The organism is Pseudomonas sp. R3-56 (assembly GCF_051132075.1).
In the GTDB taxonomy this organism is placed as follows: domain Bacteria; phylum Pseudomonadota; class Gammaproteobacteria; order Pseudomonadales; family Pseudomonadaceae; genus Aquipseudomonas.
In genome coordinates, this window is the sequence record NZ_CP071657.1 from 958,823 (window position 1) to 981,781 (window position 22,959).

Sequence of the window (22,959 nt, forward strand, 5' to 3'; positions counted from 1 at the left end):
AAATCCTCGTATCGAAAGATACGGGGATTTTTTTTGCCCGCCGGAAAGCCTCTTCCCTTCAAGTCATCATACAACTTGCCGATAACCCGCCGACAGGGGCATGAACGATCGCCCTCTCTTCAGGCCGATAACAAGAAAAGGCGCCCGTTATGTTTCTTCGTCAGTTGAATATCGCCCCCCGCGCCGCGCTGGGTTTCGCCTTGATCGCCGTGCTGGTGGCGCTGCTCGGCGTATTTGCGCTGGGGCAGATGTCGAGTATTCGCGACAGCGAGGTCGCGGTGGAAACCCAATGGCTGCCGAGCATCCGGGGCGGCGACGAGATCCGCGAATTGATGTTGCGCATTCGCACCATTTCCCTGCGCATGGCCCTGGATGAAGACCCGAAGAACATCCCGGTGTATCGCGGGCAGATGGATACCCGCGACAAGGAACTGAGCGAGAAAATCGCCAGTTACGACAAGCTTGTGGTGACACCGGAAGGCAAGGCGCTCTACGAGCAGTTCAAGCAGACCTTCACCGCCTACCGCGCGGGGATCGCCCAGTCATTCACCCTGGCGGAGCAGGGGCGGCGGGATGAATTGATCAAGTTGTTGCTGGTGGACATGAAAACCGTGGTGGATGGCTCGGGCAAGCAGCTCAACGATCTTGCGCAACTGTTCTCCAAACAGGTGTCCATCGAGAGCCAGAAATCCCAGGAGCACTACGCCAACTCGCGGATGGTCGTCAGTCTGTTCGTGGTGCTGGCGGCTCTGGCCACGGTGGTCCTGGCAATGTTGCTGACCCGCAGTATCGTCAAGCCGCTGGGCGAGGCGCTGACTGCCGCGGAGAGTGTGGCCCGCGGTGACCTGACCCGGCCGATCGAGACCCATGGCAATGATGAAGTGAGTCGCCTGCTCAAGGCGTTGGCCACCATGCAGCAGAACCTTCGGCAAACCCTGCAGGGCATCAGCGGCTCGGCGACGCAACTGGCGACCGCTGCCGATGAATTGAACGCCGTCACGCTCGACAGCACTCAAAGCCTGCAACAGCAGAACAACGAAATCGAGCAGGCCGCCACTGCGGTCACCGAAATGACTACCGCCGTGGAAGAGGTCGCGCGCAACGCGGTGTCCACCTCCGATGCGACACGCCAATCCAGCGAGTCGGCGATGTTGGGCCAGGAGCGGGTCAGCGATACCGTCAACGCGATCAGCGCCCTCGCCAGCGATGTGCAAATCACCGGCGGCCTGGTGCAATCCCTGGCCAGCCAGTCCCAGGACATCGGCAAGGTGCTGGATGTGATCCGGGCCATTGCCGAGCAGACCAACCTGTTGGCGCTCAACGCGGCCATCGAAGCGGCGCGGGCGGGAGAGAGCGGCCGTGGTTTTGCCGTGGTCGCCGACGAAGTCCGGGCATTGGCCTATCGCACGCAGCAATCGACCCAGGAAATCGAGCAGATGGTCCAAGGCATGCGCAGCGGTGCCACCCAGGCCCTGGATTCCATGCAGGCCAGCTCCAGCCGTGCGGCCAGTACCCTGGCAATGGCCGAGCGCGCGGGGGAGGCGCTGCAAACCATTACGGCGTCGGTGCATCAGATCCACGAGCGCAACCTGGTGATCGCCAGCGCGGCCGAAGAGCAGGCGCAGGTGGCCCGCGAGGTGGATCGCAACCTGGTCAATATTCGTGATTTGTCCGTGCGCTCGGCCACTGGGGCCGACCAGACCAGCGCGTCCAGCCATGAACTGTCGCAGTTGGCGAACTCGCTGCGCACGATGGTGCAGCGGTTTCAGGTTTGATCGAGATTAAGTACTGACTGTACCGCCCTCATCGCGAGCAAGCTCGCTCCCACAGGATGACCGCGATCAACTGTGGGAGCGAGCTTGCTCGCGATGACGGTGGATCAGTCAGCACTAATACTGCTGATCCAGCACAATCGTCAGTAAGGCCTCAATGCAACTTCAACCGAGGCTCGGTCCCGCGCCCGATCTTGCTGCCCAGCATCAGCATCGCCGTGCGGAACATGCCGTAGAGCGCCATCTGGTGCATGCGGTACAGCGACACGTAGAACATCCGCGCCAACCAGCCCTCAAGCATCACGCTGCCGGTGAGGTTGCCCATCAGGTTGCCGACCGCCGAGAAGCGCGACAGTGAGATCAGCGAGCCGTAGTCGGTGTATTTGTAGTCAGGCAGGGCCTTGCCTTCGATCCGCAGCTTCAGCGATTTCGCCAACAGCGAGGCCTGCTGGTGCGCGGCCTGGGCGCGGGGCGGAACGTTGCGGTCGCTGTCCGGTTGCGGGCAGGCGGCGCAGTCGCCAAAGGCGAAGATATTCTCGTCGCGGGTGGTCTGGAGTGTAGGCAGCACCTGCAACTGATTGATCCGGTTGGTCTCCAGGCCGTCAATGTCCTTGAGGAACTCCGGCGCGCGAATCCCGGCGGCCCAGACTTTAAGGCTCGCGTCGATCACTTTGCCATCTGCGGTGATCAGGCTGTCGGCAGTCACCTGACTGACGGCCGCGTTGGTCATGACCTTGACCCCGAGTTTTTCCAGAGTCCTGTGCACTGGCCCGCCGATCCGCTCCGGCAGTGCCGGCAAGACCCGTGGACCGGCCTCGATCAGAGTGATGTGCATGTTTTCCGGTTTGATCCGGTCCAGTCCATAGGCGTGCAATTCGTGGGCGGCATTATGCAGCTCGGCCGCCAGTTCGACACCGGTGGCGCCCGCGCCGACAATCGCGACGCTGATGCGCTCGACCACGTCAGTCTGCCCGGCATGGGCGCGCAGATAGTGGTGCAGCAACTGCTGATGGAAGCGCTCGGCCTGTTTGCGAGTGTCGAGGAACAGGCAATGCTGCGCCGCGCCCTCGGTGCCAAAATCATTGGTGGTGCTACCGACCGCGATCACCAGCGTGTCGTAGCCCAGCTCGCGGGCCGGCAACAACTCCAGGCCTGCTTCGTCGTAGGTGGCGGCCAACTGGATGCGCTTGCGCTCACGGTCCAGGCCGCTCATACGCCCGAGCTGGAACTCGAAGTGGTTCCATTTCGCCTGGGCGACATAGTTGAGTTCGTCTTCGGAAGAATTCAGGGAACCGGCGGCCACTTCGTGCAACAAGGGTTTCCAGATGTGGGTCAGGTTCGCGTCGACCAGCATCACACTGGCCGTGCCACGCTTGCCCAGAGTCTTACCCAGACGGGTAGCCAACTCCAGACCGCCGGCGCCGCCGCCAACGATGACAATACGATGAGTCATAGGGATATCTCGCAAGGCTAAAGGAATTCGGTGCCGTTACCCGCGCGAGCATCAATCGGCTCATAGCGTCAGGTAACTGATCAATCGGCTCAACAGGCCCAGGCCAATCGTGATGGCCAGTACCACCACCAGGAGCATCCACGGCCGGAAAGGCCGGCGCTCGACTCGGTGCTGGGACAGTTGCAGGTACTCTTCGACATGCTTCTGGTCTTCTGGGTTCAGGCGACTGGTCATAAAGGCCTCGTCAGGTAGACGTTGCGAAAGGTGCAGACGTTACAGCGTCCGGCTATCCGGCATTAAAAGCAGCGTAGCCGGTTGCCGGGACGGGCTCGACGATCAGGCTGTCGTCCAGGCGAATGATTCCACTTTTTAACACCCGGGCGGTGATTCCGCCATGGCCGCGTACCGCCTGGAACGTGCCTTCGCCAAGATTTCGCTCAAGTCGCGCGCAGGGTTGGCACCAGCCGGTGGTTTCGAAGATCGCCTGGCCGATGCAAAAGCGCCGGCCCTTGAGGCTGAACAGGTTGATGCCGCTGACCACAATGTTGCGGCGCAGCTCCTCGGGACGCACCGGTTGTTCCTCGGGACGGCCCATCAGCGAGCTGATCACGGCCAGGTGTTCCCATTGGATCAACGTCACTTGCCGCGCATTACGCACGCCTGGGCGAGCGTGATCGCCGGTCAGGCCGGCTTCGAGTCGTGCCTCGACGGCGTCCAGCTCGATCATCGGTGCATACCCTGCGGGGCGCACGCCGATCCAGCGTACCCGGCCCCGCTGCGGCACGGCGGCGATCAGTTCCTGTAACGGGCTCAAAGGCTGATCCCCACATCGAAGACGATGCTGCGGCCCAGGTTCCCCCGCAGGAAGTCGGGTGCATCGGGATGGGCGAACAGCACGCGGGCAAAGGTCGGGCCCACCAGCGACAACGAGCGCCACCCTTGGCGCAGGTACTCGGTAGGCGGCGGGAAATGGCTGTTGAGGTCGAGGACTTCGCGCTTGAGGCTGGCGAAAGCAATGATATCCAGCTCCCCCAGGTCCATGCCGCGCTCGGTGTAGTTATGGGCTTTCTTGCGCAGGGTCGGGGCCAGTCTCATCAGGAACTCGTTGGCCGGAATCCGTCTTGGCTTGGCCTCGCGACGCACCAGTTGGCTCAGGGAAAAGGCGCTGCGGCGGCGTTGCAGTTCGTCACGCCATTCATCATTGAGACGACGGCCTTCATCGAGGACAAAAAACACCTCGAAATTGGCATCGCGAAACAACACGTCCGGCGGCTCCCCGGCGGGCGCGAACTCATCGGCGCGATAGGGCACGTTGAGCCCTTGCAGCAGGCGCTGGCAGACCCAACGCTCACGCTCCCATTTGCGGGCATTGGAGAGGAAGGCGTTGGCTTGCTCGGCCGCGATGGTCAACAAGCGTAAATAATCGGAATCATCCATGAGCCCAAGCTTAGCGTTCAATTACGACAAGCCGAAAGCGTTGCGTTGATTAATCGCGTTCGGGCGGGGGTGTAGACTGCCGGCTTGAATCTCAGGGCGATCATGGAGTCTCTGATGCAGGGGCACGCCAAAGGAGTACGTCGATGATCGGTACCGAGTTGCTCTCCTCGCAGACCCTGGCGGTCGGCTGGTTGATCTACGTACCGGTGTTGGCCTGGGCGGTGGCAAAGGCACCGTGGGTCGAGCTGTTTACCGACAATCGCCGCCACCATCTGCTGTTCGGCACGGTATTCGCGCTGATCCTGTTGTGGATGGTGCGACGGGATTTCGATACGGGGGTCTCGTACCACTTCATTGGCCTGACCGCCGTCACCTTGTTGCTGGACTGGCCGCTGGCGATCCTTGGCGGGTTATTTGCCCAGCTTGCGCTGGTGCTGTTGGGGCGCCAGGACATGATGGCCGTCGGGGTCAATGGCGCGCTGCTGGTTCTCCTGCCGGTACTGGTCACGGAATGCTGCGCGATACTGGTGGAGCGTGCCCAGCCGCGCAATCTGTTCGTGTATATCTTCTGTTCGGGATTCCTCGCCGCCGCCCTGTCGGCGCTGGCGTGCCTGCTGCTGGGGCTTGGCCTGCTGTGGCATGACGGCATCTTCGCGATGCCTTATTGGCTGGAGGATTTCATCGGCTATCTCTGGCTGATGATCTTTCCCGAGGCCTTCATCAACGGCATGGTGGTCAGCGCGCTGGTGGTGTTCAGCCCCGAATGGCTGGAAACTTTCAACCGTACGCGCTACCTGTCGGCCCCTTGGAACGATGACGACAAGCCTTGATTCACCTCAAGGCTGCACCGCCTTCAGGCCCTCATGCCATGGAAAACCTAGTGATGGGAGCGAGGGTTGAAGTCTTCGCTGAACAATTCATCCTCGGCATCCGGTGCGACCGGGATCTTGTGTTCCTCCGACGCCCAGGCGCCCAGGTCGATCAGCTTGCAGCGATCGGAGCAGAACGGCCGGAATTTGCTTTCCGGGGTCCATTCGACAGGGGCGCCGCAGGTTGGGCAATCAACGGTTGGGGTTTGGCTCATGGTTGGCCTCCACGCAAAGTAAGGTAGAAGTGATGCAGGCGTTCGACCTCGCTGTGCAGCCAGGCGAGGTCGCGGTCGTTGACTACCACATCGTCGGCATGGCTCAGACGGTCCTGGCGACTGGATTGGGCTTTGAGGATCGCCTGGACTTGCTGTTCGCTGGTCTGGTCGCGCTGCAAGGTGCGTTCGATCTGCAATTGTTCCGGAGCGTCGATCACCAGGATCCGCTGGGTCATCGCGTACTGCCCGGATTCGATCAGCAGTGGCGATACCAGAATCGCGTACGGCGATTGCGCCTGGCCCAGGTGATGGACGATATCTTCGGCGATCAGCGGATGCAGCAATGCCTCCAGCCAGCGGCGTTCCTCGGCATTTTCGAAGATGAGCCTGCGCAGCGCTGCCCGATCGAGCGTACCGTCTGCCTGCAATACACCAGGGCCGAAGTGTTCGCTGATTTTTGCCAGCGCCGGGCGCCCGGGCTCAACGACCCAGCGCGCCGCATGGTCGGCGTCGATGACGTGCACACCCAGGTCGATGAAATGCTCGGCCGCCGCACTCTTGCCGCTGCCGATGCCACCGGTCAGGCCGAGGATCCAGGTTTTTTTCGCAGAGCTGTTCATTAGAAACCGACTGACTGCCAATAGAAGTCGGTTATTTGACCACCCCAGAGCAAGGCAATCCAGCCGGCAATGGCCAGATAAGGTCCGAACGGGATCTGGGTCGACGTCGGCGCGCCGCGCGTGCGCAGCACAATGACGCCGATAATGGCGCCCACCAGCGACGACAGTAGCAGCGTCAGCGGCAGGATCTGCCAGCCGCCCCAGGCACCGAGCATCGCCAGCAGCTTGAAGTCGCCGTAGCCCATGCCTTCTTTCCCGGTCAGCAGCTTGAAGACCCAGAACACCGACCACAGCGCCAGATAGCCGGCCACCGCCCCCCACAATGCCTGGTTCAGCGAGACGAACAGCCCGAAGCTGTTGACGATCAAGCCTAGCCATAACAATGGCAGCACCAGGGAGTCGGGCAGCAACTGGTGCTCGGCGTCGATCAGGCTCATGGACAGCAGGCCCCAGCTCAGCAGCATCGCCATGGCGGCCTGCCAGCCGAAGCCGAAATGCCAGGCAATGAATGCCGACAGGACGCCACACGCCAGTTCGGTCAGCGGGTAGCGCTTGCCGATGGGCACGGCGCAGCTGGAACAGCGGCCGCGCAACATCAGGTAGCTCAACAGCGGAATATTTTCCCAGGCGCGGATGCGATGGCCACAATGGGGACACTGGGAGTGGGGCAGCATCAGGTTGTAGACCGGACCGGGGGCGTCGGCCTGCAGGCCGAGCAAGTCCTGGGCTTGCAGGCGCCATTCGCGATCGAGCATCTTCGGCAGGCGCCACACCAGCACGTTGAGAAAGCTGCCGATGATCAACCCGAGCAGCAGCGCTGTCAGTACGAAGGCCAGCGGGTAAAGCATGAAAAATTCGCTCAGGGGCATGTCAGATCGCAGAGCCGAGTTGGAAGATGGGCATGTACATGGCAACCACCAGGCCGCCGACGACCACCCCCAGGATCACCATGATGAAGGGTTCCATCAGGCTGGTGAGGTTGTCCACCAGATTATCCACTTCGGCCTCATAAAAACTCGCCACTTTGTCGAGCATGTCATCTAGCGCACCGGACTCTTCGCCAATGGCGGTCATCTGGATCGCCAGGTTCGGAAAAATGCCTGAGGTGCGCATGGAGAAGTTCAACTGCATGCCGGTCGAGACGTCCTGCTTGATCCGCTGCACGGCACGCTTGAATACCACGTTGCCGGTGGCGCCCGAGACGGAGTCGAGGGCTTCGACCAGCGGCACGCCGGCGGCGAACGTGGTCGAGAGCGTGCGCGCGTAACGCGCCACGGCGGACTTGTACATCAAGGTGCCGACCAAGGGCAGCTTGAGCAGCCACTTGTCTCGCCAGTCACGAAACGCCTGGGAGCGCTTGAGGGCATATTTCACCCCGAAAAATCCGCCCACCACTCCGCCAAGCAGCACCCACCACCAGTCTTGCAGGAACTCCGACAAGCCGATGACCATCAGCGTGAAGGCCGGCAGCTTCGCGCCAAAGCCGGAAAATACCGACTCGAACTGCGGCACGACCTTGATCAGCAAGATGCTGGTGACCACCGCCGCGACGGCGATCACCGCTGCGGGGTAGGTCATGGCTTTCTTGATCTTTGCCTTCAGGGCTTCGCTCTTTTCCTTGTAGGTCGCGACTCGGTCGAGCAGCGTGTCCAGGGCACCGGCCTGCTCACCGGCATCGACCAGGTTGCAGTACAACTCGTCGAAATACTGCGGGCATTTGCGCAGCGAGGCGGCGAAGCTGTTGCCCGCGGCGACTTCCTGCTTCACCTCGTCCACCAGCTTGCGCATGTTGGGGTTGTCGAAGCCTTCGCCGATGATGTCGAATGCCTGCAGCAGAGGAACGCCGGCCTTGAGCATCGTCGCCATCTGGCGGGTGAAGAGTGCGATATCCAGCGGCTTGATGCGTTTGCCCTTGCTGAATATCGAAGTGGACTTCTTGCGTACCTTGCCCGGATTGATCCCTTGCTTGCGCAGCTGTGCCTTGACCAGTGCCGGGCTCTGGCCGGTCAGTTCGCCGGACATTTTTGTGCCTTTGCGGTCCTTGCCTTCCCACGTGTAGACGTCGGTTTTTGCTGCCTTGACCGCCATGCTCAATCCTTGGTGACCCGGTTGATTTCTTCGAGACTGGTGACGCCTTGCATCACTTTGACCAGCCCCGAGGTGCGCAAGTCATTGAAGCCGTCCTTGCGCATTTGCAGGTCGATTTCCAGGGAGTTGCCTTCGGCCATGATCAGCCGCTGCAGCTCCGGCGTGTTCTTGACCACTTCGTAGACCCCCACGCGACCCTTGTAGCCGTTGTTGCACTGTTCGCAACCGACCGGCTCATAGATCGTGAATGAGCCGATGCGTTCCCGCGGGAAGCCCTCCTTGAGCAGGGTTTCCTCGGGAATCTCGATGGCTCTGCGGCAGTGCATGCACAACTTGCGCGCCAGGCGCTGGGCGATGATCAGGTGCACTGCCGTGGCGATGTTGAAACCGGGGATGCCCATGTTCTGTAGTCGGATCAGGGTTTCGGCAGCGCTGTTGGTGTGCAGCGTGGAAAGCACCAAGTGCCCGGTCTGGGCCGCCTTGATGGCGATCTCGGCGGTTTCCAGGTCGCGGATCTCGCCGACCATGATCACGTCCGGGTCCTGGCGCAGGAACGAGCGCAGTGCATGGGCGAAATCCAGCCCCTGGCGCGGATTCACGTTGACCTGGTTGATGCCTTCCATGTTGATTTCCACCGGGTCCTCGGCGGTGGAAATATTGATGTCCACGGTGTTGAGGATGTTCAAGCCGGTATACAGCGACACGGTCTTGCCCGAGCCGGTCGGCCCGGTTACCAGAATCAGCCCCTGGGGTTGCTTGAGGGCCGCCATGTACAGGTCTTTCTGTTCCGGTTCGTAGCCCAGGGCGTCGATGCCCATTTGCGCGCTTGAGGGGTCGAGGATCCGGATCACCACTTTTTCTCCCCAGAGCGTGGGAAGGGTGTTGACCCGGAAATCGATGGACTTGGTCTTTGACAGGCGCATCTTCAGCCGACCGTCCTGGGGCTTGCGCCGTTCGGAAATGTCCAGGCTCGCCATCACCTTGAGGCGCGCGGCAATGCGGTTGGCCAGTTGGATGGGCGGCTTTGCGACTTCCCGCAGCATACCGTCGGTGCGCACGCGTACCCGATAGGTCTTTTCATAGGGTTCGAAGTGCAGGTCGGAAGAGCCGCCCTTGATCGCATCCAGCAACATCTTGTTGACGAAGCGCACCACCGGCGCATCGTCGCCGTCCTGGCCGGCGATGGCATCCTGCTTGCGGTCGTCGATCGACTCGATGTCGAGGCCGTCGAGGTCGACGTCGGCCATGCCTTCCAGGCCCGTGCTGCTGGACTCGAAGAACTTCTCGATGGCATCGCTGAGCTTGTCGTCCTCCACCAGTATGGCTTCGGTGGTCAGGCCGGTGCTGAACTGTATGTCGTTGATGGCCTGGTGATTGGTCGGATCGGAAATGCCCACGTACAGCTTGTTGCCACGCCGCCACAGGGGCAGGGCGTGATGCTGGCGCACGAGTTTCTCGCTGACCAGGCCAGCGGGCTGGTTGTCCTTGTCGAGGCTGTTGAGGTCCAGCAGGGCGATACCAAAATGCTCCGAGGCGATTTCCGCCACCTGGCGGCTCTGGACGAGTTTGTTCTGCACCAGATAGCTGACCAGGGGCGTGCGATTGCGCTGCGCCTGTTGATAGGCCTGCTGTGCGCTTTGTTCAGTGATCAGTTCGGCCAGCACCAGTTGCTTGGCCAGGCCGCTGAGGGCAATGTCATTCATGGGAATACCGGTGGCGGACTGTTCATGATTTATAGCCTAGTCAAGCATCGGTGCCTCACCAGCGAGCAGAGGTGACAAAAAGCGTCAGATAGTGCGGTTGTTGGGGTAGGAAGTTGCTCGTATTTCGCTGGAAAAGCTTCGGCTGGCGGGGCCGCGGCGGTTGGCATGTGCCGTGCAATGCTCGTTTCATCGCATGAGATCCGACTCATGCAAGGGAGATGACTATGAACAGGCAAAAGGGTTTCACCTTGATCGAGCTGCTGATTGTGGTGGCGATTATCGGCATCCTGGCGACGTTTGCGTTGCCGCAGTATTCGAGGTATCAGGCGCGGGCAAAGGCGACAGCGGGCCTGGCGGAAATTTCTGCCTTGAGAGTGGCATTCGAAGATGTGATGAATCAGGGGACGAACCCAACGCTGGCAAATATTGGCGGCACAACTCCGACCAGCAACTGCACTATGACGGCGTCCGGAACGGCCAACGATGGCGTCGGCACGATCGCTTGCACCCTTCTTAATGCGCCTGCCCCCGTGCTCGGCCGAACCATTACGCTCAGTCGAGCTGCTACAGGGGTCTGGACCTGCACTTCAACCGCTGCTCAGGAATTCTTGCCGGCTGGTTGTGACGGGGCATAGACCAAGCCGTATGACTTGGCCCCGCTTTTCAGCGGGGCTTTTTATTGGATGAGAAATGTTTACGGAATTCATGGAGTTAGCAACCGGCGCAAAACCCGCAACTTGCATGTACCAAATCACTTGGTCATGCAAATTGCATGATTATGAAAAATGCCGCTTCGCTTAAGTGACTGATTTTAAATAATAATTTGATTGTTTCAAAACTGGCACAGCCTTCGCACTACTCCTGACAACCTGCCGCGATGCACTTTCGGCAGTTTCTGAGAAAAACAGGAGTTACTCGTATGAAGAAGTTCGCTATCACTGCCGCTGCTGCCACTGCACTGACCCTGACCATGGCTAACGCATTTGCCGAGACCACTCAAGCGACTCAGGCACCGATGATGCTGGCTGCTGGCGAAGTGACAGAGGCTAAGGAAGACGTTTCGGACACCTGGATCACCACCAAGGTCAAAGCTGACCTGGTCACCGAGAAAGGCATTCCAGGCTCCGACATCAAGGTTGAAACCAACAAGGGCGTTGTGTCCCTGTCTTCTATGACCAAAGTCACTGACGCACAAAAAGACACCGCTGTGGCAATCACCAAGAAAATCAAAGGCGTCAAAGCCGTATCGGCTGACGGCCTGAAAGCCGAGTAAGGCTAGGCTTCTCGCCTGAACGGGAGAAGGCACGGCACGCGGGCTGAGATATACGTATGCCGTTGCTTTGGAGTTCATGCGAAAGGCCACAGGGACGTGGCCATTACAGGCCCCCGGCATTCGTGCCGGGGGCCTGTTCTATTTTGGGGAGGAAAACCTGGTGTACGGCCTGGAAACCGGGTTGTTCTTTTCGCGAGCAGGCTCGCTCCCACACTGGACCGAGTCTCTTCAGGCAAAAATGCAGTCAAATGTGGGAGCGAGCCTGCTCGCGAAGGCGTCGGCGCTATGCATGGGAAATGCCTGTCCCAGAGGCACAATCACCGCCCACGCTTGCTGGTGATCTCCACCAGCCGATTCCCCACGAAGCGCAAGTATTGGTACATGCCGTTGTTGGGCCCGTAGGTCCATTCCTCCACCGGGTACTCATTCCGGCGATTGGCGCTGCGTTGGTAGCCCAGGTCATCGCGCGCCGTGGGCTCGCCACACTTCTGCAGCACCTCGCTGGAGCGATCACCGACGCTGATCAATTGGCTGCCGCAGCGCAGGGTCTCGGCGGCTGATGCATGGCCGCTCGCAAGCAGCAGGACCAGGCCGATTCCAGACAGACACTTCATTTTCATTCGGCATCCAGATGCATAGGAGTAATGACGCTACCGTCGCTTTCGGCCTGACCGAGGCTGGCGTCGATGAAGTACACGCGGTCATCGGCCAGCTTGCCCTTGTCCACCAGGAAGTCCTTGATGCTGCTGGCCCGTTCCTGTCCCAGTTCGCGCAACAGCAGATCACTGCCGCTCCAGAACTTGATGACCCCTTCACGGAGTTTTTCGATGCGGGCCTGTTTATCCAGTTGCGTCCATTCGGCCGGTGGTTGAGTCTTCAGGCGAGTGCGATAGATGCCTTCAAGCAGCGGGGCTTTTTCGTCTTCCGGTACTTCCAGCAACGAAGCTTTGGCCGGGACCTTGTCGCCCCTGCGCTGCAGCATCTTGTAGTAGTTGTACTGGTATTCGCGTTCCAGGCGCTGGGCGGCGAGCAGCGGGCCGTCGCTGCTTTCGGCGGCGGTGCCTTCGATTTCCAGCTTCAGCTCTGGCCGTTTGCCCAAGGCTTCGGACAACTTGAGCAGGGCGTTTTCGTTTTCCTTGCTGAGGTCACTGGAGCCCGGTGCGAACGCCACGCTGCCCAGGTCTTCCGAGCCGCCGCCGGCCACCAGCCCGCCGATCAGCTTGAACGGCGCTTGTGCCGCGCGGACCACCAGGTTGCGCAGGGTTTGCCAGACAATCGGCATGACGCTGAACTGCGGGTCGTTGAGGTTGCCGGAAACCGGCAGCTCGATGGAGATCCTGCCCTCGGAATCTTTCAGCAAGGCGACGGCGAGCTTGAGCGGCAGGCTCACGGCGTCCGGGCTGTCGACCTTTTCCCCTAGCTGCAACTGTTCGACCACGACTTTGTTGTCGGCCTGGAGCTGGCCCTTGGTGATCCGGTAATGCAGGTCGAGATTGAGCCGGCCCTTGCGGATGCGATAGCCGGCGAACTTGCCGGAGTACGGCGTCAGGGTGGTCAGCTCGACCCGTTTGAAACTGGTGGCGATATCGAGGCTGGCCATCGGGTCGAAGGGGTTGACCGCGCCCTTGATCGTGACAGGCGCGTAGCGGTCGACCTTGCCTTTCACATCGACGGTGGCGGGCTTGGCCTGGCGGCTGTCAATGGTGCCGATCTCGCCGTTGAGCTGCTGGACGGCTGTGGCGAAGTTCGGCGTCAGGCTGAAGTCGGCGAAATTGGCCGAACCGTCATTGATGGCGATTCCGCCGATATGAATGCCCAGCGGTTTTTCCTTGGGTGCCGGTTTGGCCGCGGTGTTTCTGGCCGGGGCGTCGGCGGGTTGTGGAATCAGCAGGTCGTCGACGTTGGTGGTGCGATCGTCGTTGATCATGAAGCGTGCATAGGGCTGGAACAGGTTGACCTTGTCGATCGACAGGCTGTCGCCATGCTGGTAATTGAGCCCCTGGAGTTCCAGGCGCTGCCATTTGAGGAAGTCACGGGTCTTGAGCGTGTCGAGGGTATGCAACTGATCGACCTGGGCGCGGCCGGTCACGGCGAACGCCAGCGGTTCGGTACTTTTCAGGTCCACCGCCAGATCGCTGCCGAGCATCCCGGAGCGTAGCTCCAGGCGGATGAACGGGTTGATGTAGGCCTGGGCGACCCGCAGGTCGATGTCCTGGGTCTTGACGTTGAGCTTCGCGGTAACCGGGTTCAGATTGACCTCGCCATCGGCGAGCAGCTTGCCTTGTTTGCCCAGCCCGGTGTCCAGCTTGAGTTTGAAAGGCGAGCCGTTGAGTGTGTCGTAGTTCTGCAGGTCGAGGTTCAGCGGGCCGAGGTCCAGCGCCACGGCCGGCTGCGCCTGGCGGTCGGCCAGGTGTACCTGGTAATCGCGCAGTTGCACGTCCTTCAGCAGCACTTGCCAAGGCTTGCTCGGTGTTGTCGGCTCAGGCTTGGGCGAGTCGGCGGCTGCCGGAGCCGAGGCCGGTTCGGCCTTGACCTTGGGTTTGGCTGCCTGGCTGGCGAAGAGCTTCTGCCAGTCCAGCTGCCCGTCGGCTTCCCGAGCGGCCCAGGTCTCGAGTTTGTGGCTGCGGATCTTGCCCACGATGACCTGCTGCTTGCCCAGGTCCAGCGAGGTTTCGCTGACGTCCAGGCGCTCCAGCCTTGCCAGCGGACGGCCGTCGGGCGCCTTGATGGCGAAGGGCGCGACGCTGACCGACGCGTTGTTGAGCAGCAGTTCCGTGCCCTTGGCGAGGTTGAGCTTGTACTCGGTGCTGAGGTTCAGCACGCCGTTTTCCAGAACGAGCGGCACTGCGTCTCGCACGTAGGGCCACCAGGCTTTCATCTGGCCCCCGGTCACCTTGAGCGTGCCCTCGGAGGCGATCGGCGCGAGGCTGAAATTACCGGTCCAGTCGATCTGCCCACCCTCGGGACCGACGGCCACCAGGGTCATGTCGGCGCTGTCGTCGGGCAGGGTGCTGAGGTTCTTCAGCTCGAAGTCGAGGGTGTCATATAGGAACTCGATGGGTTCGCTGGGGCGCAGGTCCTGGAAGTGCACGTAGCCGCTGGCCAGTTTGATCCGCTCGACTCGCAAGGGAAACGGCTTGGCGTCGGGATCCGCCGGAGTCGGTTCGCTGGGCGGCAGCTTGAACAGGCCCAGCAGATTCAGCTGGCCGTCCTTGGCGAACGCGATCTCGGTCCTGGGCTTGTCCAGCTCGACGTCGGCCAGGTGCAGGGCGCCGGACCACAGACTGTCGAGTTGCAGGTTGGCATAGAGCCGTTCGAAACCGACCTGTTCCTTGCCAGGTTCGCCGACCACCAGCCCCCACATGGTCACTTCAAGGCTGAAAGGATTGAGCTCGATGCGCTGGATCTGGGCCGGCACCGTTGCGTGGGCGGCCAGTTGCTGATTGGCGATCCGCAGGGCAATGCCCGGCAGTATCAGAAAACCCAACAGACTGTAGAGGGCCAGTGCGGTCAACAGGGCGCCGAAAGCGCGAATCAATCCTTTGGGCATGTGTGGCTTCATCTGGTGTGAATCGGAGTGCCTTGGAGTATGGCATGTGATTACGGTTCCGAAGCCACTGTGTTTTATGAGAATTGTCCGTTTTATTCGTGGGAATTCATGGGGGCTCAGAGCTGGAGGATCAACGTCTTGAGCGGCGGCTGTTGATCCTGCGAGGGAAAATCGCTGCCAGGTGTCAGCACGCTCCACTCGCGAACCGGGCGGCCGGCTTTTTCCGCACAGCGCAATACCTGCTCGCGCCAGTCGTCCATGGACACCTTCGCCAGGTTGTTGCAGCAGATCAGCACGCCATTTTCGGCGGTGGTGAGCAGTGCCGGCTTAAGCAGGCTTTGGTAATCGCGCAGCAGGTCGACTGTGCCGAAAGCGCTCTTGGCCCAGGCCGGCGGGTCGAGCAGCACCAGGTCATATTGGCGTTGCTCCAGGCGCACGTAAGCGGGCAGTTTCTGTCCGCGGCGTTGACTGATCGGCAAGCCGGCGAGTTGGCGAATCGCCGGGAAATAATCCGACTGGACGAATTCCATCGTCGGCAGGTCGGGATTGAGCAGGCCGTTATCGCGGCCCACCGCCAGGTTGCCCTCGGCGAAGTCCAGGTTGCACACCTCGCGCGCTCCGCCCGCCGCGGCGCTCAGGCCGACGCCGCAGGTATAGGCGAACAGGTTCAGCACGCTTTTGTTCCGGCTGTGATCCTTGACCCAGCCCCGGGCGTTGCGCAGATCGAGAAACAGCAACGGATCCTGCCCGGCGTGACGTCCGCGAACCCGGTAGTTCAACCCCCACTCATGGCCAACCAGGTCTTGCAAGGCAGCCTCGTCAGGCTGATAAATGCTGTCCTGGCGGTCGATGCGCGAGTTGCCCCGGGCGCGGTCGTTGTAGACCAGCAGGGTATCCAGGCCCAAGTGTTGATTGACGATGCCGTGCAGTTGCAACAGGGCCTCGCGCTCCAGTGACTGATGAAAACTCTGCACCAGCAGCTGCGGGCCGTAGCGGTCGACCGTCAGGCCGGGAGCGCCTTCCTGGCTGCCGTGGAACAGGCGATAGCAATCGGTGCCCTGCTGATGCAGTTGGCCAAGCAGGTCCTGACGCTGGTCGAGGGCGGCGCGCAGCGCCAGATTCAAGGAAGACATGCCGGGCGCGCCTTAAGGAAATGAGGCGCGGGAGTTTAGCAGTTATAGGCTAGAGACCCACTGTTCAGACTGGCACCGATCATCTGTGGCGAGGGGATTTATCCCCGTTGGACTGCGCAGCAGTCTCCATAGAGAGAGCGAGGTCTGACCGACACTCCGAATGGTCAGGTTTCAGGGCTGCTGTGCAGCCCAACGGGGATAAATCCCCTCGCCACAAGAAATGGGTGCTTCAGGATATTGGGGCGCCTGTCTCAGCGGTTCAGGCGCGTGTCGATCAAACCCTCCACCACGCTCGGATCAGCCAGGGTCGAGGTGTCGCCCAGGCTGTCGAGCTCGTTGCAGGCGATCTTGCGCAGGATCCGCCGCATGATCTTCCCCGAGCGGGTCTTCGGCAGGGCCGGCGCCCACTGGATCAGTTCCGGTTTGGCAAAACTGCCGATTTCCTTGCTGACATGGGCCAGCAACTCCTTCTTCAACTCGTCGTTGGCTTCGACCCCGTTCATCGGCGTGACAAAGGCGTAGATGCCCTGGCCTTTCAAGTCATGGGGATAACCCACGACTGCTGCCTCGGCAATGCTGTCGTGCAACACCAGCGCACTCTCTACCTCGGCGGTGCCGATACGGTGGCCCGATACATTGATCACATCGTCGATACGCCCGGTGATCCAATAGTCGCCATCTTCGTCGCGACGGGCGCCGTCGCCGGTGAAATAGTACCCGGGGTAAGGCTTGAAGTAGGTGTCGACCATTCGTTGGTGGTCGCCGTAGACGCTGCGAATCTGCCCTGGCCAACTGGATTTTATCGCCAGTACGCCGCTGCCCGCGCCGCTGATCTCCTTGCCGACTTCATCCAGCAGCACCGGCTGCACGCCGAACATCGGCCGGGTGGCGCAGCCCGGCTTGAGCCGTGGCGCGCTTACCAGCGGGCTGAGCATGATGCCGCCGGTTTCGGTCTGCCACCAGGTATCGACAATCGGGCAGCGTTGTTCGCCGACGACGTTGAAATACCATTCCCACGCTTCCGGGTTGATCGGCTCACCGACACTTCCGAGCAATCGCAGGCTCTTGCGCGAAGTGTCCTGCAGCGGCCCGGCGCCCTCGCGCATCAGCGCGCGCAGGGCGGTCGGGGCGGTGTAGAAGATGTTGACCTGATGTTTGTCGATCACCTGCCAGAACCGCGAACTGCTCGGATGGCTTGGCACGCCCTCGAAGATCAGCGTGGTGGCGCCGTTCGCCAGTGGCCCGTAGACGATATAGCTATGGCCGGTGACCCAGCCGACATCGGCGGTGCACCAGAACACTTCGTTGTCGCGGTAATCCAGCACGTACTTGAAGGTCATCGCCGCCTGCAACAGATAGCCGCCGGTGGTGTGCAGCACGCCCTTGGGTTTGCCGGTGCTGCCGGAGGTGTAGAGGATGAACAGCGGGTCCTCGGCGTCCATCGGTTCGGGGGGGCAGTCGTCGCTCATGTCGTGCATGGCCTGGTGGTACCAGACGTCGCGCCCTTCGACCCACTCCACCTCGCCCTGGGTGCGCTCCACCACCAGCACGGTGCTGACGTCCGGGCAGCTTTCCAGCGCCTTGTCGACGTTGCGCTTGAGCGGTATGAATCGCCCGCCGCGCACGCCTTCGTCGGCGGTAATGACGGTGCGGCAATCGGCATCGAGAATCCGGTCGCGCAGCGAGTCCGGCGAGAACCCGCCGAACACCACCGAATGCACCGCGCCGATGCGGGTGCAGGCGAGCATGGCGTAGGCCGCTTCCGGGATCATCGGCATGTAGATGCAGACCCGATCGCCTTTTTTCACGCCACGGCTTTTCAGCACGTTGGCCAGGCGGCACACATGATGGTGAAGTTTCTTGTAGGTGATCTGTGCCGATTCGGCGGGATTGTCGCCTTCCCAGATGATCGCGATCTGGTCGCCGCGCGTGTCCAGGTGACGGTCGATGCAGTTGGCGCTGACGTTCAGCTTGCCACCGGCGAACCAGCTCGCTTCGCCGCTCTTCAAGTCGTAGCGCTGGACGGTCTGCCACGGCGTCATCCAGTCAAGAAAACGCGTGGCCTGCTCGGCCCAGAAGGCGCTGGGGTGTTCAATGGATTCTTTATAGAGCCGCTTGTACTCGTCCTGACTCAATTGCGCAGCCCGGCGGACGGCATCGGCGTGGGGGTACTGGCTGATATCGAACATGACGGTTCCTTATTCTTGTTTTGCGACAAGACATAAAGATGCGCCGAGTAACTGGAGGGTTCAAGTCATGTGCAAAACAACTGTGGGAGCGAGCCTGCTCGCGAAGGCGATGGACCAGTTAACACGGAGGTTGACTGAAACACCGCCTTCGCGAGCAGGCTCGCTCCCACAGGGTTAGCGCAAACTTCGGATCAGCCGCGATGACGTCCGCGGAAGTAGCTGATCAGGCCTTGGGTCGAAGCATCTTCGGCCGGGCTTTCTTCGCTGCCCACCAGGCGGTTGTAGACGCCTTTGCCCAGTTCCTTGCCAAGTTCCACGCCCCATTGGTCGAAGGCATTGATGCCCCAGACCACGCTTTGCACGAATACCTTGTGCTCATACAGCGCAACCAGTGCACCGAGGCGGCGCGGGCTGATGCGTTCGACCACCAGGGTGTTGCTCGGGCGGTTGCCCGGGATCACCTTGTGGGGGGCGAGCTTCTGCACTTCTTCTTCACTGGCGCCTTTATCGCGCAACTCGGCCTCGGCCTCGCTGCGAGTCTTGCCGAGCATCAGCGCCTGGCTCTGGGACAGGCAGTTGGCGTACAGCCACTGATGATGGTCGGCAACCGGGTTGAAGCTGACGATCGGCACGATGAAATCGGCCGGGATCAGTTGGGTGCCCTGATGCAGCAATTGATGGTAGGCGTGCTGACCGTTGGCGCCGACGCCACCCCAGATCACTGGCCCCGTATCGGTGGACACCGGCGTGCCATCCTGGCGGACGCTCTTGCCGTTGGATTCCATGTCCAGTTGCTGGAGATGCTTGGTGATGTTGCGCAGATAGTGGTCGTACGGCAGGATCGCGTGGCTTTGCGCGCCCCAGAAATTGCCGTACCACACGCCAAGCAGCGCCAGCAGCACCGGCATGTTCTGGTCGAACGGCGCGCTCTGGAAATGCTGGTCCATGGAATAGGCGCCGGACAGCAGCTCCTTGAAGTTCGACATGCCGATGGCCAGGGCGATTGGCAGACCGATGGCCGACCACAGCGAGTAACGGCCGCCGACCCAGTCCCACATAGGGAAGATGTTTTCTTCACGGATGCCGAAGGCCACCGCGGCGGCGTTGTTGCTCGATACCGCGATGAAGTGGCGATAGAGCTCCGCTTCCGAGCCACCCTGGGCCAGGTACCAGGCACGAGCGGCCTCGGCATTCTTCAGGGTCTCGAGGGTATTGAAGGATTTCGACGAGACAATGAACAACGTGGTCTCGGCGCGCAGCTTCTGGGCCAGCTCGTGGAACTCACTGCCGTCGATGTTCGCCAGGTAGTGACAGCGCACGCCTTTATGCGTGTAGGACAACAGCGCTTCGGACACCAGCTGCGGGCCGAGGAAGGAGCCACCGATGCCGATGTTCACCACGTCGGTAATCGGTTTTTCGGTGTAGCCGCGCCACAGGCCATCGTGAATGCGACCGACCAGATCGGTAATCTGGTTCAGCACTTTGTGCACATCGGGCATCACGTTGACGCCACTGACCAGCAATTTGTCGCCGACCGGGCGACGCAGCGCGGTGTGCAGGGCCGGGCGGTTCTCCGAGGCGTTGACGATTTCGCCTTCGAACAGCGCCTCGATCGCGCCCTTGAGGTCGACTTCGTTGGCCAGGTTTACCAACAGGTCGCGGGTCTGGGCGTTGATCAGGTTCTTCGAATAGTCGAGAAACAGGCCGCAGCTCGACAGGGTGAATTGATTGAAACGCTGCGGATCGGCATTGAACGCTTCGCGCATGCTGAAATCCTGCATGGCTTTGCGGTGGTCATTCAGCGCTTGCCAGGCGGGCAGAGCGGTCACGTCATGAGGAGTTCGGTAATACGCCATCGCTGCGGGTTTCCTTTTACTTTGAACGGCCTTTTTAACACTGAAAAATTCCGGCGCGGCCCGAGAAGGGCGTCCGGACAACTGCGTCGACACGATCGCCGGACACAGGGCGACTACAGTAAACCTCGCGTTGCGATCTGTCTTGACTTTGTCTGACAGTTTCCCGGTACTTTTTTATACAACAGCGGGTGATAGGGTCCGACAGGCGGAACGCAGATTCCCCCTGTGGGAGCGAGCCTGCTCGCGAAAGCGCTCTGGCCGATACATTGTGAGTGACTGACGCACCGCCTTCGCGAGCAGGCTCGCTCCCACGGAAGAGGAGCGTGGGAGCCGTTGGATTCGGTCAGGCCACCTGGACCGGAATGGCGTTGCTGGTGTGGCTCAGTTCGTTGCCCGGCGCCATGTAAAGCATGCGCGGCTTGAAGTTGAGCAGTTCGGCTTCGCTGTAATGGGCATAGGCGCAGATGATGACGCGGTCTCCGACCTTGGCCTTGTGCGCCGCAGCGCCGTTGACCGAGATCATCCGCGAGCCTTCTTCGCCACGGATGGCGTAGGTGGTGAAGCGCTCGCCGTTGTCGACGTTGTAGATCTGGATCTGTTCGTATTCGCGGATGCCCGACAGGTCCAGCCAATCACCGTCAATGGCGCAGGAGCCTTCGTAGTCGAGCACGGCGTGAGTGACTTCGGCGCGGTGCAGCTTGGCCTTGAGCATGATGGCGTGCATGAGTGTTTCCTCTGGTCGGGTCCAAACGGCGGGCAGTTTGCCCGAAGGCTTGGGGGGCGGCAATACGCGTGGGATCTTCAAATACAGTCTGTCAGGCACCCCATACTCCTGTGGGAGCGAGCCTGCTCGCGAAGGCGGTGTATCAGTCGACGCTTGCGCCAACTGACCTGCCGTTTTCGCGAGCAGGCTCGCTCCCACAGGGGCGCTGAGGTGTTCAGGCGGGCGTGTCGAGTTCCAGATGCAGGTTGTCGATCAGGCGCGTGGTGCCCAGGAAGGCGGCGACCAGAATCACCAGGTCGCGATCCTCGCTCACAGCTGGGCGCAAGGTCCTGGCGTCACGGATTTCCAGGTAATCGGGACGCAGGCCGGCGGATTCGAGCTGTTTGAGCTGTTCGCCAATCAGCGCCGGGAAGTCCCGTCGCCCCTGCCTGATCGCTTCGGCGATCTGGCTCAGGGCACGGTAGACCACGGGCGCCACGGCGCGTTGCTCGGGGCTGAGAAAACCGTTGCGCGAAGACAGCGCCAGGCCGTCATCGGCGCGCACGGTCGGCTCGCCGATGATCTGGATCGGCATGTTCAGGTCATGCACCAGCGCGCGGATCACCGCCAGTTGCTGGAAATCCTTCTGGCCGAACACCGCCAGATCCGGCTGGACCATGTTGAAGAGCTTGCTGACCACGGTAGCCACGCCTTCAAAATGCCCCGGACGGCTGGCGCCACACAGGCCTTCGGACAACTGCGGGACGCTGACGCGGGTCTGACCGGCCATGCCATCGGGATACATCTCCTCCACGCTGGGCGCGAACAGCAGATGGCAGCCGGCCTGGAGCAGTTTCTCCTGGTCGGCCGCGAGGGTGCGCGGATATTTGTCGAGGTCTTCGCCAGCGCCGAATTGCAGCGGATTGACGAAAATACTCGCCACGACAAAATCGGCCCGTTGCGCCGCCTTGGTCACCAGCGCCATGTGCCCGCTGTGCAGGTTGCCCATGGTCGGGACAAAGGCGATGCGTTTGCCTTCGCCCCGGGCGCGGGCCACGGCGGCGCGGAGTTCGCGTACGGTCTTGACGGTGTTCATGCGGAAAATCCGTGCTCGGCGCCAGGGAAGGTTGCCGCCTTCACTTCAGCGACATAGGCGGACAAGGCTGCCTGGATAGTGGTTTGCCCGGCCATGAAATTCTTCACGAACTTGGGTACGCGGCCGGTAATCGACAGCCCAAGCATGTCGTGGAGCACCAGTACCTGGCCGTCGGTAGCGTTACCGGCGCCGATGCCGATCACCGGGATTTTTACCGCTTGAGTGATTTCCTGCGCCAGCTCGCTGGGTACGCATTCGAGCAGCAACATGGCGGCACCGGCCTGTTCCAGCGCAATCGCATCGGCACGCATCTGCCGCGCCTGGTTTTCGTTGCGGCCCTGGACCTTGTAGCCACCGAGGATATTCACCGCCTGGGGCGTCAGGCCCAGGTGTGCGCACACCGGGATGCCGCGCTCGGCCAGCAGGCGGATCGAGTCGGCGAGCCACAACGCGCCTTCGACCTTGACCATGTGGGCACCGGCCTGCATGAGCATGGCGCTGTTGGTCATGGTTTGTTCGAGGGTGGCGTAGGCCATGAACGGCAGGTCGGCGAGGATCAGCGCGTCGGTGTTACCGCGTTTGACGGCGGCTACATGGTAGGCCATCTCGGCGGTGGTCACCGGCAGCGTGCTGTCGTGACCTTGCAGCACCATGCCGAGGGAATCGCCCACCAGCAGCACTTCGACACCGGCCTCGTTGCAGGCATGGGCGAAGGTTGCGTCATAGCAGGTCAGCATGGTGATTTTTTCACCTTTCTGCTTGAGACCTTGCAGCGTGGTCAGGGTAATAGCTGGCATGAAAAAGTCCTCATTAGGCGCTCCAATACAGGCGCACCTTCTATGCGTGGTGCTTGTAAGGCCTGGATTACGCCCATTAGCGCCGCGTTGGCGGCGACGGGACGCCTATAGTCGTGAGGAGCAACCGGGAAGTCAATTGGATGTGTTACCGGTGGGTGTTACCGAGGTTACTGATGCGTTTCAGCGTGGAGGCGTGTTTAAAAAC

21 protein-coding genes are annotated in these 22,959 nt (G+C 61.2%); 4 read left to right on the top strand and 17 right to left on the bottom strand.

Annotation, left to right across the window (positions count from 1 at the left end; genetic code table 11):
• Positions 1-149: 149 nt before the first annotated feature.
• On the top strand, positions 150-1,775 hold the full coding sequence (locus tag J3P96_RS04465; protein WP_434655600.1) for a methyl-accepting chemotaxis protein: 1,626 nt from the start codon (positions 150-152) through the stop codon (positions 1,773-1,775).
• Between the two features lie 151 nt (positions 1,776-1,926).
• Here the strand turns inward: J3P96_RS04465 and J3P96_RS04470 are convergent, their stop codons facing one another.
• Genes J3P96_RS04470 through J3P96_RS04485 form a run of 4 tightly spaced genes read right to left on the bottom strand, consistent with a single transcriptional unit; the run spans position 1,927 to position 4,662 of the window.
• Positions 1,927-3,225: an NAD(P)/FAD-dependent oxidoreductase gene (locus tag J3P96_RS04470; RefSeq protein WP_434571751.1), complete on the bottom strand. Its 1,299-nt coding sequence runs from the start codon at positions 3,223-3,225 to the stop codon at positions 1,927-1,929.
• Positions 3,226-3,285: 60 nt separating this feature from the next.
• On the bottom strand, positions 3,286-3,459 hold the full coding sequence (locus J3P96_RS04475) for a DUF3094 family protein (protein WP_076386361.1): 174 nt from the start codon (positions 3,457-3,459) through the stop codon (positions 3,286-3,288).
• 52 nt (positions 3,460-3,511) lie between these two features.
• The gene (locus J3P96_RS04480; protein WP_434655603.1) at positions 3,512-4,039 is read right to left on the bottom strand and encodes an MOSC domain-containing protein; all 528 of its coding nucleotides are present in this window, start codon (positions 4,037-4,039) and stop codon (positions 3,512-3,514) included.
• Positions 4,036-4,662: a DUF1780 domain-containing protein gene (locus J3P96_RS04485; protein WP_030140261.1), complete on the bottom strand. Its 627-nt coding sequence runs from the start codon at positions 4,660-4,662 to the stop codon at positions 4,036-4,038. The genes J3P96_RS04480 and J3P96_RS04485 overlap by 4 nt, the downstream gene beginning before the upstream one ends.
• A 143-nt stretch (positions 4,663-4,805) precedes the next feature.
• Here J3P96_RS04485 and J3P96_RS04490 point away from each other — a divergent pair, with 143 nt between their 5' ends.
• Positions 4,806-5,492 carry an energy-coupling factor ABC transporter permease gene (locus tag J3P96_RS04490; RefSeq protein ID WP_434628198.1) on the top strand — a complete coding sequence of 229 codons (687 nt, stop codon included), beginning with the start codon at positions 4,806-4,808 and terminating at the stop codon, positions 5,490-5,492.
• 47 nt (positions 5,493-5,539) lie between these two features.
• On the opposite strand, the gene yacG is transcribed toward J3P96_RS04490, so the two are convergent.
• From yacG to pilB, 5 genes are read right to left on the bottom strand one after another with little or no spacing between them, the layout of a single operon-like run.
• Entirely contained in the window at positions 5,540-5,746 is a 207-nt protein-coding gene (yacG, locus tag J3P96_RS04495) for a DNA gyrase inhibitor YacG (protein ID WP_434571758.1), read from the bottom strand.
• Positions 5,743-6,366, bottom strand: coding sequence for a dephospho-CoA kinase (gene coaE, locus J3P96_RS04500; protein WP_434655606.1), 624 nt, complete (start codon positions 6,364-6,366; stop codon positions 5,743-5,745). Before coaE ends, yacG begins: the two co-directional genes overlap by 4 nt.
• Positions 6,366-7,235 carry a prepilin peptidase gene (locus J3P96_RS04505; RefSeq protein WP_434655609.1) on the bottom strand — a complete coding sequence of 290 codons (870 nt, stop codon included), beginning with the start codon at positions 7,233-7,235 and terminating at the stop codon, positions 6,366-6,368. Before J3P96_RS04505 ends, coaE begins: the two co-directional genes overlap by 1 nt.
• A 1-nt stretch (position 7,236) precedes the next feature.
• On the bottom strand, positions 7,237-8,454 hold the full coding sequence (locus tag J3P96_RS04510) for a type II secretion system F family protein (protein ID WP_434655612.1): 1,218 nt from the start codon (positions 8,452-8,454) through the stop codon (positions 7,237-7,239).
• A 2-nt stretch (positions 8,455-8,456) separates the two neighbouring features.
• The gene (pilB, locus tag J3P96_RS04515) at positions 8,457-10,157 is read right to left on the bottom strand and encodes a type IV-A pilus assembly ATPase PilB (protein WP_434628213.1); all 1,701 of its coding nucleotides are present in this window, start codon (positions 10,155-10,157) and stop codon (positions 8,457-8,459) included.
• Positions 10,158-10,381: 224 nt separating this feature from the next.
• On the opposite strand from pilB, the gene J3P96_RS04520 reads away from it, so the two are divergent.
• Positions 10,382-10,792 (top strand): pilin, encoded by a 411-nt coding sequence (locus tag J3P96_RS04520; RefSeq protein WP_434655614.1) that lies wholly within the window; start codon positions 10,382-10,384, stop codon positions 10,790-10,792.
• Between the two features lie 284 nt (positions 10,793-11,076).
• Complete coding sequence (locus J3P96_RS04525) at positions 11,077-11,430, top strand: BON domain-containing protein (RefSeq protein WP_434628219.1); 354 nt, start codon at positions 11,077-11,079, stop codon at positions 11,428-11,430.
• A gap of 317 nt (positions 11,431-11,747) precedes the next feature.
• Here the strand turns inward: J3P96_RS04525 and J3P96_RS04530 are convergent, their stop codons facing one another.
• The 8 genes from J3P96_RS04530 to panB all read right to left on the bottom strand — a co-directional run bounded on the left by J3P96_RS04530 (position 11,748) and on the right by panB (position 22,754).
• Complete coding sequence (locus J3P96_RS04530; protein ID WP_434631157.1) at positions 11,748-12,044, bottom strand: DUF2845 domain-containing protein; 297 nt, start codon at positions 12,042-12,044, stop codon at positions 11,748-11,750.
• Between the two features lie 2 nt (positions 12,045-12,046).
• Positions 12,047-14,980, bottom strand: coding sequence for a DUF748 domain-containing protein (locus J3P96_RS04535; protein WP_434655617.1), 2,934 nt, complete (start codon positions 14,978-14,980; stop codon positions 12,047-12,049).
• 116 nt (positions 14,981-15,096) lie between these two features.
• Positions 15,097-16,113 (bottom strand): class I SAM-dependent rRNA methyltransferase, encoded by a 1,017-nt coding sequence (locus tag J3P96_RS04540; protein WP_434655620.1) that lies wholly within the window; start codon positions 16,111-16,113, stop codon positions 15,097-15,099.
• A gap of 251 nt (positions 16,114-16,364) precedes the next feature.
• On the bottom strand, positions 16,365-18,302 hold the full coding sequence (gene acs, locus J3P96_RS04545; protein ID WP_305498769.1) for an acetate--CoA ligase: 1,938 nt from the start codon (positions 18,300-18,302) through the stop codon (positions 16,365-16,367).
• Positions 18,303-18,493: 191 nt separating this feature from the next.
• Positions 18,494-20,158 carry a glucose-6-phosphate isomerase gene (gene pgi / locus J3P96_RS04550; RefSeq protein ID WP_434655623.1) on the bottom strand — a complete coding sequence of 555 codons (1,665 nt, stop codon included), beginning with the start codon at positions 20,156-20,158 and terminating at the stop codon, positions 18,494-18,496.
• 343 nt (positions 20,159-20,501) lie between these two features.
• The gene (gene panD / locus J3P96_RS04555; RefSeq protein WP_434655625.1) at positions 20,502-20,882 is read right to left on the bottom strand and encodes an aspartate 1-decarboxylase; all 381 of its coding nucleotides are present in this window, start codon (positions 20,880-20,882) and stop codon (positions 20,502-20,504) included.
• A gap of 214 nt (positions 20,883-21,096) precedes the next feature.
• Complete coding sequence (panC, locus tag J3P96_RS04560) at positions 21,097-21,957, bottom strand: pantoate--beta-alanine ligase (RefSeq protein WP_434628232.1); 861 nt, start codon at positions 21,955-21,957, stop codon at positions 21,097-21,099.
• Positions 21,954-22,754 carry a 3-methyl-2-oxobutanoate hydroxymethyltransferase gene (panB, locus tag J3P96_RS04565; protein WP_434655627.1) on the bottom strand — a complete coding sequence of 267 codons (801 nt, stop codon included), beginning with the start codon at positions 22,752-22,754 and terminating at the stop codon, positions 21,954-21,956. Before panB ends, panC begins: the two co-directional genes overlap by 4 nt.
• Between the last annotated feature and the right edge of the window lie 205 nt (positions 22,755-22,959).

Bases quoted from the DNA above. Each gene is read 5' to 3' on its own strand.
- J3P96_RS04465 (WP_434655600.1), top strand. From the start codon at position 150: ATGTTTCTTCGTCAGTTGAATATCGCCCCCCGCGCCGCGCTGGGTTTC.
- J3P96_RS04470 (WP_434571751.1), bottom strand. From the start codon at position 3,225: ATGACTCATCGTATTGTCATCGTTGGCGGCGGCGCCGGCGGTCTGGAG.
- J3P96_RS04475 (WP_076386361.1), bottom strand. From the start codon at position 3,459: ATGACCAGTCGCCTGAACCCAGAAGACCAGAAGCATGTCGAAGAGTAC.
- J3P96_RS04485 (WP_030140261.1), bottom strand. From the start codon at position 4,662: ATGGATGATTCCGATTATTTACGCTTGTTGACCATCGCGGCCGAGCAA.
- J3P96_RS04490 (WP_434628198.1), top strand. From the start codon at position 4,806: ATGATCGGTACCGAGTTGCTCTCCTCGCAGACCCTGGCGGTCGGCTGG.
- yacG (WP_434571758.1), bottom strand. From the start codon at position 5,746: ATGAGCCAAACCCCAACCGTTGATTGCCCAACCTGCGGCGCCCCTGTC.
- coaE (WP_434655606.1), bottom strand. From the start codon at position 6,366: ATGAACAGCTCTGCGAAAAAAACCTGGATCCTCGGCCTGACCGGTGGC.
- J3P96_RS04505 (WP_434655609.1), bottom strand. From the start codon at position 7,235: ATGCCCCTGAGCGAATTTTTCATGCTTTACCCGCTGGCCTTCGTACTG.
- J3P96_RS04510 (WP_434655612.1), bottom strand. From the start codon at position 8,454: ATGGCGGTCAAGGCAGCAAAAACCGACGTCTACACGTGGGAAGGCAAG.
- pilB (WP_434628213.1), bottom strand. From the start codon at position 10,157: ATGAATGACATTGCCCTCAGCGGCCTGGCCAAGCAACTGGTGCTGGCC.
- J3P96_RS04520 (WP_434655614.1), top strand. From the start codon at position 10,382: ATGAACAGGCAAAAGGGTTTCACCTTGATCGAGCTGCTGATTGTGGTG.
- J3P96_RS04525 (WP_434628219.1), top strand. From the start codon at position 11,077: ATGAAGAAGTTCGCTATCACTGCCGCTGCTGCCACTGCACTGACCCTG.
- J3P96_RS04530 (WP_434631157.1), bottom strand. From the start codon at position 12,044: ATGAAGTGTCTGTCTGGAATCGGCCTGGTCCTGCTGCTTGCGAGCGGC.
- J3P96_RS04535 (WP_434655617.1), bottom strand. From the start codon at position 14,980: ATGCCCAAAGGATTGATTCGCGCTTTCGGCGCCCTGTTGACCGCACTG.
- J3P96_RS04540 (WP_434655620.1), bottom strand. From the start codon at position 16,113: ATGTCTTCCTTGAATCTGGCGCTGCGCGCCGCCCTCGACCAGCGTCAG.
- acs (WP_305498769.1), bottom strand. From the start codon at position 18,302: ATGTTCGATATCAGCCAGTACCCCCACGCCGATGCCGTCCGCCGGGCT.
- pgi (WP_434655623.1), bottom strand. From the start codon at position 20,158: ATGGCGTATTACCGAACTCCTCATGACGTGACCGCTCTGCCCGCCTGG.
- panD (WP_434655625.1), bottom strand. From the start codon at position 20,882: ATGCACGCCATCATGCTCAAGGCCAAGCTGCACCGCGCCGAAGTCACT.
- panC (WP_434628232.1), bottom strand. From the start codon at position 21,957: ATGAACACCGTCAAGACCGTACGCGAACTCCGCGCCGCCGTGGCCCGC.
- panB (WP_434655627.1), bottom strand. From the start codon at position 22,754: ATGCCAGCTATTACCCTGACCACGCTGCAAGGTCTCAAGCAGAAAGGT.